This is a genomic window from Phenylobacterium sp., assembly GCF_030697925.1.
In the GTDB taxonomy this organism is placed as follows: domain Bacteria; phylum Pseudomonadota; class Alphaproteobacteria; order Caulobacterales; family Caulobacteraceae; genus Phenylobacterium.
This window is the reverse complement of sequence record NZ_JAUYOJ010000171.1, coordinates 17,748-31,914: the sequence shown is the minus strand read 5'-3', so window position 1 is coordinate 31,914 and position 14,167 is coordinate 17,748. Positions and strand designations below refer to the sequence as shown.

Annotated in this window: 11 protein-coding genes; 3 read left to right on the top strand and 8 right to left on the bottom strand. The window is 67.2% G+C overall.

The window, feature by feature from the left end:
* On the top strand, positions 1-637 hold a 637-nt coding region (locus Q8Q88_RS16430; RefSeq protein ID WP_305676263.1), incomplete at its 5' end, for an MFS transporter.
* A 158-nt stretch (positions 638-795) separates the two neighbouring features.
* On the opposite strand, the gene Q8Q88_RS16425 is transcribed toward Q8Q88_RS16430, so the two are convergent.
* A complete protein-coding gene (locus Q8Q88_RS16425; protein WP_305676262.1) occupies positions 796-3,015 on the bottom strand; it encodes a TonB-dependent receptor in 2,220 nt (739 codons plus the stop codon).
* A gap of 274 nt (positions 3,016-3,289) precedes the next feature.
* On the opposite strand from Q8Q88_RS16425, the gene Q8Q88_RS16420 reads away from it, so the two are divergent.
* Positions 3,290-3,772, top strand: a complete 483-nt coding sequence (locus Q8Q88_RS16420) for a MarR family winged helix-turn-helix transcriptional regulator (protein ID WP_305676261.1) — start codon at positions 3,290-3,292, stop codon at positions 3,770-3,772.
* Between the two features lie 46 nt (positions 3,773-3,818).
* Here the strand turns inward: Q8Q88_RS16420 and Q8Q88_RS16415 are convergent, their stop codons facing one another.
* Positions 3,819-4,838 carry a nitronate monooxygenase family protein gene (locus tag Q8Q88_RS16415; protein ID WP_305676260.1) on the bottom strand — a complete coding sequence of 340 codons (1,020 nt, stop codon included), beginning with the start codon at positions 4,836-4,838 and terminating at the stop codon, positions 3,819-3,821.
* A gap of 223 nt (positions 4,839-5,061) precedes the next feature.
* Between Q8Q88_RS16415 and Q8Q88_RS16410 the strand changes: the two genes are divergently transcribed.
* Positions 5,062-6,339, top strand: coding sequence for a beta-ketoacyl-ACP synthase (locus Q8Q88_RS16410; protein ID WP_305676259.1), 1,278 nt, complete (start codon positions 5,062-5,064; stop codon positions 6,337-6,339).
* A 287-nt stretch (positions 6,340-6,626) separates the two neighbouring features.
* On the opposite strand, the gene Q8Q88_RS16405 is transcribed toward Q8Q88_RS16410, so the two are convergent.
* From Q8Q88_RS16405 to Q8Q88_RS16380, 6 genes are all read right to left on the bottom strand, one after another.
* The gene (locus tag Q8Q88_RS16405) at positions 6,627-7,829 is read right to left on the bottom strand and encodes an acetyl-CoA C-acyltransferase (protein ID WP_305676258.1); all 1,203 of its coding nucleotides are present in this window, start codon (positions 7,827-7,829) and stop codon (positions 6,627-6,629) included.
* Positions 7,830-7,874: 45 nt separating this feature from the next.
* Positions 7,875-8,618: an SDR family NAD(P)-dependent oxidoreductase gene (locus tag Q8Q88_RS16400; RefSeq protein ID WP_305676257.1), complete on the bottom strand. Its 744-nt coding sequence runs from the start codon at positions 8,616-8,618 to the stop codon at positions 7,875-7,877.
* 76 nt (positions 8,619-8,694) lie between these two features.
* Positions 8,695-9,324: a 2-hydroxychromene-2-carboxylate isomerase gene (locus Q8Q88_RS16395; protein WP_305676256.1), complete on the bottom strand. Its 630-nt coding sequence runs from the start codon at positions 9,322-9,324 to the stop codon at positions 8,695-8,697.
* A 410-nt stretch (positions 9,325-9,734) separates the two neighbouring features.
* Positions 9,735-10,904, bottom strand: a complete 1,170-nt coding sequence (locus tag Q8Q88_RS16390; protein ID WP_305676255.1) for an epoxide hydrolase family protein — start codon at positions 10,902-10,904, stop codon at positions 9,735-9,737.
* Positions 10,901-11,695, bottom strand: coding sequence for an enoyl-CoA hydratase/isomerase family protein (locus Q8Q88_RS16385; protein ID WP_305676254.1), 795 nt, complete (start codon positions 11,693-11,695; stop codon positions 10,901-10,903). The genes Q8Q88_RS16390 and Q8Q88_RS16385 overlap by 4 nt, the downstream gene beginning before the upstream one ends.
* Before the next feature lie 73 nt (positions 11,696-11,768).
* Positions 11,769-14,081 (bottom strand): molybdopterin-dependent oxidoreductase, encoded by a 2,313-nt coding sequence (locus Q8Q88_RS16380; RefSeq protein ID WP_305676253.1) that lies wholly within the window; start codon positions 14,079-14,081, stop codon positions 11,769-11,771.
* Positions 14,082-14,167: the final 86 nt, after the last annotated feature.

The following is a 14,167-nucleotide window of genomic DNA, read 5'->3' as shown; positions in this document are numbered from 1 at the left end:
CATCAAGGCCTTCATAGCCTTTGGCGCTGGACCGTTCACGGCCTCGTTCTTCTTGCGGAACCACTCGGTCGAGGTCGCCAAACTCGCGGCCCAGGCGAGCGAAATCGCCGGCTTCCAAATGAAATCGATTGGGTTCCTGGGTCTAGCGCTAGGGCTGGTCAGCGGTTTGAGCGGCGCCCTGGGCGCACTAAGCGGCGGCTGGCTGTCGGATCGCCTAGGCGCTCGAGATCTGCGGGCCTGGATGCTCGCGCCTGCCGCAGCAAGCCTGCTGTCCATTCCCGTCTTCATTCTCGCCGTCACGACGCCTCAGGCAAGCGTAGCGCTGTGCCTCATGGCGCTGAACGGCTTCATGGGCACCTTGTGGTTCGGTCCGGTCTACGGCACGGCCCAGTCGGTGGTGCCCCCCCACATGCGAGCGACCGCGGCGGCGGTGTTGCTCTTCATCGTCAACCTGCTCGGGTTTGGGCTTGGGCCGATCATGGTGGGCGCGACCTCCGACATCTTCAACCACGGCTTCGGCCTAGGCCCCGCGGAAGGGGTCCGGTGGGCGCTTGTGGTCGGGAGCCTGTTCGGCGTCGGAGCTTTCGGCTGCTTCTGGGCCGCCCGCAAGACCATCCGTGAAGAGACCCTGAGCTGACCCAGCCGGACATCGGGCGTTGGAAGATCGAACCCGCCAAGACGGCGGCGCGCCGGACCCGCAACGAGTCCTAACCGGTGTGGCGGGCGCGACTCATATCGCGCCCGCTGGGTAGATCCCGGTCTGACAGTGACGCGCTTTTCGCAAGTCCCGTTCGGCTAAAACCGTTTCGACACCGTGACCGAATAGTTCCGCGGCGGGGCGAACAGCCGAAGCCCCATCCCCTGGAAGACAATATTGTGCACCGAGTAGCGCTTGTTTGTGAGGTTGTCCGCGGTCAGGGCGATCTTCAAGCCGTCCTCGCGCGCCCAGGATAAATAGCCCCCGAGCAGGCCGTAGGCTGCCTGGCGGCTTGCTGGGCCGTTGGCGGGATCGTAGAAGAAGCTGCTCTGGTAGTCGTAGTTCAGCCGCCCCAGAAGCTCCCCGCCGCCGACGTCTGCGCGGGTTTCGGCAAACATCGAGGCCTTGTACCTAGGCGCGCGGGAGAGGCGGTTGCCCTTGTAGGGCAGGACCGCGCCAGCGAAGACCGGATTGGTGTCGAACTGCCCGTCGAGATAGCTCGTGGTTCCCCCGACAGTGAGCCACCGGGTCGGCGCCGCCACGGCCGACACCTCCAGGCCCTTGATAGTGGCGTCGGCATTCGCCAGCACAAAGTTCAAGGTGCTCCCGAACTCGAAGACCTGAAGATCCTTGTAGTCGATGTAGTAGGCGTCCGCGTTCAAGCGCAGTCGGCCGTCCAACCATTCGGTCTTCATGCCGAGGTTGAAGTTGTCCAGCTTCTCCGGCTGGACCAGGAACGTGGCCTGGGTTCTGTTCTGCGCCTGGCTCGTGAAGGTTCCGGATTTGTAGCCGCGGTCGTAGCTCAGGTAGAACTTTTTGCCCTCGGCGGGCTCCACACTGAGACTGGCGCGCCAGGTCGGCTTGGTGAAGCTCGCCTTCACCGGCACGGCGTAGGCGCTTCCGGGGAAGAACGGGAAGCCCAGCCCCTGCCCCGGCGGCCCATTGTGAATGGCCTGCTGGAAGACGTGGCGGCTATCGCGGGTGATCCGCCCGCCAACCGTCAGCTCCCAGATGTCGGCGAACGGAGCCGTCACCTGGCCGAAGGCGGCGTAGCTGTGGCTGTCCGCGTCCTGGAAGGAGGTATTGTCGCCGCCCAGCTGGGGTGGGAAGGGCGCCCGCGACAGCACCTCGAAGCGCTCGCGGCGCAGCGTTGTGTCGGTGTAGAAGAACAGTCCCGCGACCCACTGGAGCGGGGACTCGCCCGGTGAGTTGAAACGCAGTTCCTGGCTGAACTGGTCGGCAGATTCATTGACGAAATCGTCCACGTGGAACGGAAACCGCGTCGCGGGCACGCTGCCGTAGTCGGCGGCAAGGCTGTAGCGGTTGTCGCGGTAGCCGGTTAGCGACGTGATGGTGGCCCAGCCGGCGTCATACTCAACCCGCCCCACCAGCCCGTAGTTGCGGCGCCGCTGGAACTTGCCGGGAGAGGCCGCGGAGTCCCAGACGCTGTTGCCCGCCTGCAGGGTGTTCAGAAGGTTGAACAGCGCCTGATTCGAGAACGCGCCGCCGACAACGTGGCGGGCGTCTCCGTCGAGATCGTCATGAGAGTAGTCGGCGCTGAGGAGCACGGTCCACGGGCCACCCTCCGCGCGGAGGGTGGCTCGTCCTGCATAGCGTTCGCCGCCGGACAAGTGCTCGCCTGACACCACGTTGCGACCATAGCCGCCGCTGTCCGAGTACTGCGCAGCCACCCGCAAGCTGACGCCTGGCTGCAGAGGCAGGTTCACGATCGCTTTGCCGCCGTAGGTGTCGAAGCGGCCGGCCGAGGCTTCCACGATGGCGGAGAGTTCATCCGTCGGACGATTGGCGTAGTAGCTCATCATGCCGGCCGAGGCGTTCTTGCCGTAGAGCGTACCCTGCGGCCCGCGCAGAACCTCGACGCGGGCGAGGTCGAGGAAGGCGGCGGGCGCGACGCCGCCCCGGCCGATTGGAACCTCATCCATGGAGACGGTGACGGAGGACTCCGACGCGGCGGAATCGGTCTGCGAGCCGACACCCCGGATGTAGGTCTGCGGCTCCCCGATGTTGAATTCCGTCATGGTGACGCCGGGCGTCATGCGCGCGATGCCAAGGGCGGAACTCACGCCGGCGCGCGCCAGCGCGCCGCCGTCGTAGGCCGAGATCGCCACGGGCACGGACTGGAGACCCTCCTCGCGGCGTCGCGCGGTGACCACGATCTCGTCGAGGCTCGTGCTTTCGGCCCCGTCCCTCGGTCCGGCTCCGGCGGCCGACGCGGTCTGCGCAAGCGCGGGGCAGGCGCCTGACAAGGCTGTGGCGAAGAGCGCATACGAAAGCGCCCTGGGAATGGTTTGTCCCACGGTATTCCTCCCTATCGACGGCTGTTTTCAGCCGCTCTTGTGATGGTGCGTTTGCGGCCGCTGGCCGGAACATGTGGAGCGTGCAGGAGCGACGGGCGGGGCGATGTTGGACGCGACATCCTGCGCGCTCCCCATCCCGCGAGACCCACTCCTGAACCCCCTTCAGGCAAAGAGGTGTAGCTACACACCAATCGCCTGTCAACGAAGTCTAGTACTAAAATCACACTTACCGAAACGTTTGAGCCGCCAACGGCTATGGATGTATATCGGCGGGATGACTCATGATCGCTCGATCCCCCTTCTTGACGAGATGCGCCGCACGCCGCATGTCTGCCTCGCGGAGGGCCTGAGGTCCGCCAATCGCGCCATCAACAAGTACTATGCGGCCTTTGTCGGGGATCTTGGCGTGGGTCCCGCGCAGGTCTCTATCCTCATGCGTCTCTATTACTTGCGCGAGGTGACGATGCTTGGTTTGGCGCGACACATGGAAACCGACCGCACCACCATGGCGCGCAACGTGGGGGTTCTACACAGGTTGGCGCTCCTCGAGGTCGTGCCAGGGCGGAGCCGCCGCGAAAAGCTGATCCGCCTGACGGATCGCGGACACTCGCTACTCGTGCAGGCCGTCCCCAAGTGGCGGGAAGCGCAGGACGAGCTGCGGCTCCGGATCGGCGGCGACCTGTTCGATCGACTCGTGCAGGAGGCGCGTGTCCTGGTCGAGGTCGGGGGCCTGTCCTTTGACCGCCAGAGCCGGTGAGGCCCGCCGCCCATGGGCGCCGGGCCTTTCGCCGAGGCCAGACCTCCTAGGCCAGAGCGGCTTCGCGCGGTTGGGCCAGGGCTTCGATATTGCCTTCCAGCGATCCGATGAGGCGGCGGCGGATGATCGCTTCGGCCTCGGCCATGATCCGGTCGATGAGCGCCTGGACGGTGGGGATGTCGTTGATCAGACCTGCGACCATGCCGCAGGACCAGGCTCCAGCGTCCATCTCGCCGCGCTGCATGACCGCCGGATAGACGCCGGCCACTTCCGGGGCGATGTCCTGGAACGTAATGGCCGCGCCCAGGGCGCGCTCCTTCTCGAGCAATCGCGTGACGCCGGCGTTCTTCAGCACCCGCTCGGTGTTGCGCAGCGGACGCATGACAATGCGCGTATCGAGCTCCGAGGCCGCAAGGATGGCGTCCTTGACGTTCTGATGGACCGGCGCGTCCTTGGTGGCCAGGAACCTGGTGCCCATGTTCATGCCGTCGGCTCCGAGGGCCAGGGCCGCGACCAGCGAGCGGCCGTCGGCCATGCCGCCAGAGGCCACGAAGGGGACCTTCAGTTCCTCAGCGGCGCGCGGCAACAGGATGAAGTTGGGGACGTCATCCTCACCCGGGTGGCCGCCGCACTCAAAGCCATCGACGCTCACCGCGTCGCAGCCGATCGCCTCGGCCTTCAGCGCGTGACGCACGGAGGTGCATTTGTGGATCACCTTGATCCCGGCGTCCTTGAGGGCCGGCAGCCACTGTTGGGGATTGTTGCCGGCCGTCTCCACCGCCTTGACGCCGCTCTCGATGATCACCCTGACGAACCCTGGATAGTCGGGGGGCGTCACCGAAGGCAGAAAGGTCAGGTTCACGCCGAACGGCTTGTCGGTCATCTCCCGACAGCGGCGGATTTCCTTGTCGAGGTTCTCGGGCGTGCCTTGGGTCAGGCCGGTGATCAGGCCCAGGCCGCCGGCGTTGGACACCGCGGCCGCCATCTCGGCGAACCCGACCATGTGCATGCCTCCTTGTATGATCGGGTGCTCAATGCCGAAGAGGTCGGTGATCCGGGTTCTCATGGTCGCTTCCTTTCGTGTCGCTCGGCCTTGGCCTGACGAGGGTCGCAATCCACCATTGGCTACGACCTGAGTGAATGCTATTTTTGAACGCACTTGGGGGAAGGATCAAGGCCCCAGCTCGATAGCGCGCCATTTCGAGTTGAAGCGCCCGCCAGCCGGAGAGCTTCCCGAGCATCGGAACCATCGCGCCGAGCGTCGGCGGGCCTGAGCGAAAGTTGACCTAATGCGTCGCGTTGTTGTCACCGGCCTGGGCGTCGTCTCGCCGCTTGGCTGCGGAACCGAGCTGGCGTGGTCCCGGCTGCTGGCAGGCAGGTCGGGCGTCCGTAGCATGCCACGCTGGCCGGGATGGCCGACGAGCGCCCGACTGCCCATCGTGGCGGGGGCGGTCCTCGGGCCCGACGTGGACCCGCAGGGCGGCTTCGATCCCGATGCCGCCGCCAGCGCTCGCGACCGACGCAAGATGGACCGTTTCGTCCAGTTCGCGCTCGTCGCGGCCGACGAAGCCATTCGCGCGGCCGGCGTCCTGGACCGCGGTCAAACCGATCCTGCCCGAATCGCGACGGTTGTCGGCTCCAGCCTTGGCGGATTGGAATCCATCGCCAACGCGGTCCGCCCCGGCGAGGACCAAGAACCTTCACGGCTGTCGCCCTTCGCCTTGCCGACCTTCCTGGGAAGCATGGGGGCCAGCTGGATTTCAATCCGGCACGGCTTCAAGGGGCCCATTGGCGCGCCGCAGGGTGCGTTCGCGGCCGGACTTCAGGCCCTGGGCGATGGGGCGCGCCTGATCCGCGCCGACGAGGCCGATGTCGCGATCTGCGGCGCCTCGGAAGCTTGCCTCCACCCTCTCGTGTTCGGCGCGTTCGGCGCCGCCCGCGCCCTGGCGACCGGTTGCGAACTCCATCCCGAAGCGGTGTCGCGCCCCTTCGACGCCAAGCGGGCCGGGTTCGTCCTCGCCGAGGGGGCGGCCATGCTGGTGCTCGAGGCCCTGGACCACGCGATGGCGAGGGGCGCGCAACCCCTGGCGGAACTCGTGGGCTACGGGACCAGCGCCGACGCCCATCACATCACCGCCGCGCCCGCGGATGGGGAAGGCGCGCAGCGCGCTATGCGCCTGGCCTTGGCGCAAGCGCGGGTCACGCCGGCCGTGGTCGGCTACCTCAACGCCCACGCGACCTCGACGCCGATGGGGGACGCCTGTGAGCTTCGCGCCATTCACGCGGTGTTCGGAGACGCCCGCGTCGCCGTCGGAGCTACAAAGTCGTCGACCGGCCATCTGCTGGGGGCGGCGGGCGCGCTGGAGGCGGCGTTCACCGTGCTCGCCCTTAGAGACCAACACCTGCCGCCCACCTTGAACCTGGTCGAGCCGGACGCGGCAGCGGCCGGGATCGACCTGTTGCGGGCCGCCCGCCCGGTCGAGGGCCTCACCCACGCCATGACCAACAGTTTCGGGTTCGGCGGCGTGAACGCCAGCGCCATCTTCCGCAGCATCGGGACTGACTAGTTTCTAGAATGGAACCCGGAAGCACGACCCAGGCCAGGGATGGGGAGCGTCCTAGCCTTAAGAGCTTCACGAACAAGGTGGCCAAGGTCATGGCCGTTAGTTCCTTGGACACAAGGTCCACCCAGTCGAACTCCCTGCCAACCGCCGCCCGCGTCGTCATCCGCCCAGGCTGCGCGTTTCAAGACTTCGACGACGTCTCCCGGCGCGCGCATCGGCCTTTGAATTGCCGGCGCTGACAACGCTCAGGGCGATCACCTGGTCGAAGCTGAGCGTTTACGCTCAGCCGCTCAGAGGATTTCGAACAGTCCTGCCGCGCCCATGCCGCCACCGACACACATGGTGACGACACCGTACTTGGCGCCACGCCGCTTGCCTTCGATCAGCACGTGACCCGTCGCCCGGGCCCCGGTCATGCCATAGGGGTGGCCGATTGAGATCGCGCCGCCCGAAACGTTCAGCCGCTCGTTGGGAATGCCCAGCCTGTCGCGGCAATAGAGCACCTGGCTCGCGAAGGCCTCGTTCAACTCCCAGATCCCGATGTCGTCGACAGTCAGGCCGTGCTGCTTGAGCAGCTTGGGAACCGCGAACACAGGACCGATGCCCATCTCCTCGGGCGCGCAGCCCGCGACAGCCATGCCGCGATAGGCGCCCAGGGGCGTCAGACCCCGGCGTTCGGCCGCCTTGGCCTCCATCAGCACCGAGGCCGATGCGCCATCCGACAGCTGGCTGGCGTTGCCGGCCGTGACGTACTTGCCTTCCTTGACGAAGCCGCCGCCCTTCCACACCGGCTGCAGCTTCTGCAGGTCGGCCAGGGTGGTTTGGGGCCGATTGCCCTCGTCGGCCGACAAGGTGACCTCCCGCTCGCTGTGGGCGCCGGTGGCCTTGTCGACGACGATCATGATCGTCGTCAGGGGAACGATTTCAGCATCGAACCGGCCATCGGCCTGGGCCTGCCCGGTGCGCTGCTGGGACTGCAGGGCATAGTCATCCTGGGCCTCGCGGCTGATCCCGTAGCGCTCGGCCACCAGTTCCGCGGTCTCGATCATCGGCGCATAGACGCCTGGATGGTTGGCCAGCAGCGCCGGGTCGGCGGCGCGGAACATGTTCATGTGTTCGTTCTGCACCAGGGACAGCGAGTCGACGCCACCGCCGACTGTGATGCTCATGCCATCGACGATGATCTGCTTGGCCGCCGTGGCGATGGCCATCAGGCCCGACGAACACTGGCGATCCATCGACTGGCCCGACACCGTCACCGGCAGACCGGCCCGCAAGGCCGACTGGCGGCCGATGTTGAAACCGGTCGAGCCTTGCTGCAGTGAGGCTCCCATCACCACATCGTCGATTTCTTCGCCCGCCACGCCGGACCTCTGGACCGCGTTGCCGATCGCGTGACCGCCCAGCGCCTGGGCGTGGGTGTTGTTGAAGGCGCCGCGATAGGCCCTTCCGATAGGGGTGCGGGCGGTGGAAACGATGACGGCTTCACGCATGAAGGCCTCCGGAAATAAGGCTATGGCGGGGGGCGCGAGCCGCAGCTAGAACGGCTCGCTCCAGGGCCTCAGATCGAGTTCGTGCGTCCAGGCCGAGCGCTTCTGGTGGTGCAGGGCGAGGTAGGTTTCGGCGATGTCATCGGTCTTCAGCACCCGGTCTTCCGCCAGACGCTGCTCCAGGTCGGGGATGTTTTGCCGAGAGAACACCCCGTCGATCGAGCCGTCGCAGATGATGTGCGCGACGTGAATACCCTTGGGGCCGAGTTCGCGCGCCATGCTCTGGGCGGCGATCCGAAGGCCGGCCTTGGCCGCAGCGAAAGCAGCGAAGCCCTCCCGACCGCGGATGCTGGCCGTGGCGCCGGTGAAGAAGATACTGCCGTGACCGCGCGGGACCATCACCTTGGCGGCTTCGCGCCCAGCCAGGAAGCCCGCGAAACAGGCCATCTCCCAGACCTTGTGGAAGACGCGCGCCGTGGTCTCCTCGATGCTGAACCGCACGTTTGCACCGATGTTGAACACCACCACCTCGATCGGGCCAATATCACGCTCTATCTCGGCAAAGAGCGCGATGGTCTCCTCCTCAGAGCGCGCGTCGACGCCCTTGGCGTGGACCACCCCGCCCCGCGCCCGAATGTCCTGGGCGGTCACCTCGAGTTGGTCGAGATTGCGGGCCCGACGGGTGATCACGGTCTCGAAGCCATCGAGCGCGAATGCCTTGGCGATCGCGCTCCCGACGCCGTCGCCGGCCCCGATCACGAGACAGACGCCCTTAGATTCCTTGTTCGGCATGTCTTTCCAGGTCCTGAGTTGAAGATTGTGGGAGCCAAAGAACCGCTGAGGCTTCGGCGGAAAGAAGCAGGGTCGCTCAGGCCCGTTCGCGGACGTGTTGCTGACGGACAATCTCTTCCTCGACGTCGCGCAAGCGGTCCTTGCCGAAGAACAGTTCCGTCCCATTCACAATGAAGGTCGGGCTGCCGAACGCGCCCTTGGTTACGGCCGCCTCGGTGTTGGCGATCAGCCTGCTCTTGACCTCGTCGGTCTGGATGAGCCGCTGCAGTTCCTCGACCGGCAGGCCGGCCTCCGACCAGGCGGCGCGGAGGACCTCCGGGTCGTCCATCTTTCGGCCACGCTCCCACATGTCTGCGTAGACGCTCTCGACATAGCTTTCGAACACCCCAGCCACCTGAGCGGCGACCGCGCCGCGCATGAGCTGCAGGGTGTTGACCGGGAAATGCGGATTGGAGCGGAATTGCGCAATGCCGTGCCGTTCCACGAACCGCCGCATCTCGAGCCCATCGTAGGCCAACTTGTTCTTGATGCCGGCGAAGGCCGTGGCCGGCGACTGATTGCCTGTCGCCTTGAAAATCCCGCCCAGGAGCACCGGCACGTACTCGAAGGTCGCGCCAGTCCGCGCCTCGATCTGCGGGATCACCCTGTGGCTCAGATAGGCATTGGGGCTGCCGAAATCGAAATAGAATTCCACCGTCAACATCATGTTCGCCCTTCTGTCGCCGCGATCCCGAGATGATCGCGGCGGTGATCCCCCCCGCGCCGACGACCGGGTCGTGATTGCGCAGCGCCGACGCCCAATATCCAGTTCCAAAATAGCACTTAATAGTCTAAGCAGGAATGGCAAGCCCTATTGAGCGGGCAATGAGTGCGCGCAGCGCAACGCGAACCCAGAGCCAGTTCGTGAAGTCGCCGCCGTGGCAGAAGTCCGGCGCCTTCCCCACAAGAGGACCACCCGGATCGCCGGGTCGGCGCCGATCCGCTGAACGGCCGCGCCGAAGCTCGTGATGAGATCCATGCCCAAGCGGTTCTGCGGGGGATTGTCGAGGCGCGCGTTTGTCGACGCCATTCGAAAGCCCCGGAGTGTGCGTGTGTTGGGTTCGCGCTTGCCGCGACTTAGTCCTGCTCGCGCGCCCAGGCCCGCACGTCATCGACGAACAGCCGGGGCTCCTCCATGGCCGCGAAGTGGCCGCCCTGCGGCATGTCCGTCCAGCGCACGATGTTGTAGGCGCGCTCGGCGAATGAGCGCGGCGGCGGCTTGAGCCGGCCCTCCCCCGGGAAGCTGGCGAACGCGGTGGGCGTCTCGCAGCGCTCGCCCGGCTCGACGATGAACCCGCCCTCGTCGAAGGCCCCGCGATAGAACCAGCTGCCCGTCGTGAAGCTGCCGGTCATCACATAGAGCATGATGTTGGTGAGGAGGTTGTCCTTCGCATGGACCTCGTCCAGCGGCTTGAACCGCAGGTCCGACCAGTCGTGGAAGCGCTCCGCGATCCAGGCCGCCTGGCCGACCGGGTTGCCGGCGCCCATCCAGGCGATCGACTGCGGCCTGGAGACCTGCAGGCGGAAATAGCCGCCGACGCTGGCTTCCAGCGCCTCCTGGGCCTTGGCCCACGCCGTCTCCGCCTCCGTGGCGGGGCCGCCGCGCGGCCGGAACCAGAGCATGTTGAGGTGGATGGCGCGCGCGGCCCGGTGCTCGCGGCCGAGCCAGGAGGTGACCATCGCGCCCCAGTCGCCGCCCTGGGCCAGGTAGGTCGGGTAGCCCAGCACCTGGGTCATCAGGGTGTTGAAGAGCTGGGCGGTCGCGCGCGGCCCGATCGGACGCGAAGGCTTGGAGGAGAACCCGAAGCCCGGGAGCGACGGGATCACGAGATCGAAGGCGTCGGAGGCCTCGCCGCCGAAGCGGCTGGGGAAGGCCAGGGGTTCGATCGTGCGCCAGAACTCGTAGTGCGAACCCGGCCAGCCGTGGCTGAGCAGCAGCGGCCGCTTGCCCTTGGCCTCGCCCACCACGTGCAGGAAGTGCAGGTCGAAGCCGTCGACCCGGGCCGTATATTGCGGGAAGCGGTTGAGGTCAGCCACGGCGGCGCGCCAGTCCCACGCGCCCGTCCATTGATCGCACAGCGCCCGCAGGTAGGCCGGGTCGCAGCCATAGGCCCAGCCGTCCGCCACCTGCGCGGTCAACGGCCAGGGGTAGTTGCGCACCTTTTCGAGCACCGCCTCGATCTCGGCCTCGCTCCAGCGGACCTCGAAAGGGGCCCAGGCGCCTCCGGCGGGGGGACGGGCGATCATCGGCCCGTGAACCGCGGCGCGCGCTTTTCGAGGAAGGCGCGACGCGCCTCCTGCCCGTCCTGGCTCGCGAAGGCCCGGTGGATATTGGCCACCTCGAAGCGGAGCTGGTGCTCCATGTCGACGGAGTCGGTCGCGGCGACGATGCCGCGCTTGAGGAGGCGAAGGGTGATCGGCGACCAGGCGCAAAGCTCGTCGCAGTAGGCCTGCAGCCGGTCGGCGAACGCGGCGTCGTCCACGGCTTCCCCCGCCAGTCCCCAGGCGACAGCTTCGTCACCCACCAACATGCGGTTCTCCATCATGAACCGCATCGCGCGCTCGTAGCCGATCGCCTGCGGCAGGGTTATGGTCAGCCCGGCATCGGGCGAGCCGCCGATGCGGGTGTAGCCCGCCATGAGCCGAGCGCTGCGGCTGACGAGGCGCACGTCGGCCGCCATCGCAAGCCCGAGCCCCGCCCCCACCGCGACCCCGTTCACGCCGGCGACGACCGGCTTGTCGCAGCGCTTGCGGATCGACAGCAGGAAGTGACCCACCCAGCCGATGTCGTCGAGCTGAGCCGTCTGCGGGGTAAACGGGGAATGCGGCTCGGCGTCGGACAGGTCGAGTCCCGCGCAGAAGGCGTCGCCGGACCCGGTGATGGCCACGACCCAGACGTCGTCGTCCTTCGCCGCGTCCTCTACCGCCCCGATCACGCCCCAGGCCAAGGCCTGGCTGAGTGCGTTCTTCTTCTCCGGCCGGTTGAGCACGATCGTGCGCACGTGGCTGCGATCGCGGATCTGCAGAATTTCGCCCATGGGCGGTTCCCCTATCGGTTCCACCGGCGTGCCGGAGACAATTGGTTCGATGGCTCGGACGGCGTGGCGCGCATCAGGCGACCTCCCCCAGCCGGGCCGCCTGCTCTTCCATCGCCGCGATCTCGGCCGCGGTCGGGCGGCTCACCCGGATCGCGACGTTCTTGTGGTACGGCGTCTTGGCGATGGGGTCGCAGTCGTCGCAGTCCGTGATCACATTCAGCCGGGGGCCCACCGTCACCTGGCCGCCCGGGGTGTCGTAGATCTGGCCATAGCCGTGGGGCAGCGAGGCCTGGCCCGGCCTCAGGTTCTCGTCGACCTCGGCCTTGACCACGATCCGTCCGACGCGGGTTTCCACCGCCATCCAGCCCCCCGCCAAGCCGCCCGCGGCGGCCATGTCGTCGGGATGAAGGTGTAGCGCGCCGTGCGGATCGGTCTTGCGCCAGCGCGGGTCGCGCATGATCTGATTGGCGTTGTAGTTGCGCCGCTGGCCGCCGATCAGCATTAACGGGTAGTCCGGGTCCGGCTCAGCGTCCGCGGGATCGAGGCGCTTCAGCCAGTCGAGCATCGCCGGTACGGCCAGGCGCACGCGCCGGTCGGGATGTTTCATCAGGCTCCAGGTGTCCTCGTAGTCCAGGTCGCTGAAGGCGACGCTGGAGCGCTCCGACAGGATCGCCGCGAACAGGTTCTCCCCGAGCTCGAACCCCTCCCCCTCGATCCCCGCCCGGTGGACGCTCTCGCCGAATTCGGCGGCGAAGCGGTGGGCGGGAAGCCACCAGGGCGCGGTCGCGGCGGCCCCGCCCGGGAGCGTCGCCCCCAGGGTCTCGTAGAGGATCACCGCGGCGATGGCGCCATACTTGGGGTCGCTGCGCGTAAGCGCCCGGAACGCCTGCGAGAAGGCCGGGCGGTCGTTCGCCGCCAGGTTCCGGAGTTCGGCGAGGGTCCGGTCGTCCGGCAGGTCTCCCATGGCGCGCACGATCCGCGCATAGATCTCGGCCTCGACGAGCGTCCCCTCGAGCGGCGGGAAGAGCGGGGCCCGGACATGGAAATAGTTGCGGGGATACTCGTAGGTGAAGAGGCTGTTCTCCCACTTCTCGAACTGGTTGGCGGCGGGCAGCACATAGTCGGCCTGCCGGGCCGTCTCGGTCATGGCGACGTCGATCACCACCATCAGGTCGAGGGCCCGGAAGGCCTGCTCCACGAGGGCGGTGTTGGTCACGCTGTTGGCCGGGTTCGCGGAGTCCACGAAAAATGCGCGCAGGCGCTCCGGATGGTCCGTCAGGATCTGCGCCGGAAGCATGTTGGGCGGCAGGAGGCCGGCGATCTTCAACTGCCCAGTGACCGGCGCCACGTCGTCGGGCCGGGAGTGGCCCATCAGCGGCGCGAGCCAGGCATGGAGCCCGTTGGCGCCGCGCTTGGCGAAGTTCCCGGTGAGCAGGAAGAGCAGCTTCTCGAGATAGGAATTCAGCGTCGAATTGCGGGCCTGTTGCAGCCCAACGTCCACGCGCACGGTCATGGACGGTGCGGCGAGGATCATGTCCACCGCCGCCTCGACCTCGGCGCGCGGGACGTCGGCCACCCGGATCCAGTCGTCCACTGGGATGTCCAGGAGCGCGTCCCGCACCGCGTCGAAACCCTCGGTGTGGGCCGCTATGAAGGTGCGATCCTCACCGCCGCGGCGCACGATGATCGCCAGGATCGCCCCGAGGAGGAAGGCGTCCGTCCCCGGCCGCAGGCGCAGGTGCAGGTCGGCGTGCTCCGCCACCTCCGTGCGCCGCGGATCGACGACGAGGAGCTTGCGGGCGGGGTCCTTGCGGATCTCGGCGACCGCCTCGCGGGCGCGGGTGAAGCCGTTGGCCATCCAGGGATTGGAGCCGATCACCACCAGCAGATCCGTGTGGTCAATGTCCTCGGCCGTGTGGCAGTTCTGGGCGCCGAACATCTCCCCGTTCACCCAGTAGTCGCCGGTCTTCTCCTGCGACAGGGCGTTGTAGAAGATGGAGGATCCCATCGCCTTGGAGAGCGCCAGGCCGTAGGGGCCGCCCAGGGTGTTGCCCTGCCCGCCGCCGCCGTAGAAGCCGAAGGCGTAACCCCCGTGCTCGGCCCGGATCGCGTTCAGCTTCGCCGCGATTTCTCCGATCGCCGTGTCCCAATCAATTGGCTCGAAGTCGCCGGCCGGCGTGCGCCGCAGCGGCGTGGTCAGCCGGTGGGCTATGTTGTTGGTGTAGAACGGGATGCGCCCCGCCTTCTGGCAGAGGTAGCCCTGGGACCTCGGATTGTCCCGATCGCCGCGAACCTTGGTGATCTGCCGGCCCTGGACCTCGACCTCCAGGCCGCAGTTCACGTAGCAGAGGATGCAGGCGGTCTTGTGCGTCTCGACAGTGCTCATCCCAGTCCTCCGTGACCGCCGCTCAGCGCTCGCTCGTCGCACTTCTGAGTGCTACTCGACATGCAGAATGCCGTTTCAATGGTTCG

Excerpts from the sequence above, each read along its gene's own strand:
- Q8Q88_RS16390 (WP_305676255.1), bottom strand. The coding sequence starts at position 10,904 with ATGATCGCCCGTCCCCCCGCCGGAGGCGCCTGGGCCCCTTTCGAGGTC.
- Q8Q88_RS16385 (WP_305676254.1), bottom strand. The coding sequence starts at position 11,695 with ATGGGCGAAATTCTGCAGATCCGCGATCGCAGCCACGTGCGCACGATC.
- Q8Q88_RS16395 (WP_305676256.1), bottom strand. The coding sequence starts at position 9,324 with ATGATGTTGACGGTGGAATTCTATTTCGATTTCGGCAGCCCCAATGCC.
- Q8Q88_RS16405 (WP_305676258.1), bottom strand. The coding sequence starts at position 7,829 with ATGCGTGAAGCCGTCATCGTTTCCACCGCCCGCACCCCTATCGGAAGG.
- Q8Q88_RS16400 (WP_305676257.1), bottom strand. The coding sequence starts at position 8,618 with ATGCCGAACAAGGAATCTAAGGGCGTCTGTCTCGTGATCGGGGCCGGC.
- Q8Q88_RS16410 (WP_305676259.1), top strand. The coding sequence starts at position 5,062 with ATGCGTCGCGTTGTTGTCACCGGCCTGGGCGTCGTCTCGCCGCTTGGC.
- Q8Q88_RS16420 (WP_305676261.1), top strand. The coding sequence starts at position 3,290 with ATGACTCATGATCGCTCGATCCCCCTTCTTGACGAGATGCGCCGCACG.
- Q8Q88_RS16415 (WP_305676260.1), bottom strand. The coding sequence starts at position 4,838 with ATGAGAACCCGGATCACCGACCTCTTCGGCATTGAGCACCCGATCATA.
- Q8Q88_RS16380 (WP_305676253.1), bottom strand. The coding sequence starts at position 14,081 with ATGAGCACTGTCGAGACGCACAAGACCGCCTGCATCCTCTGCTACGTG.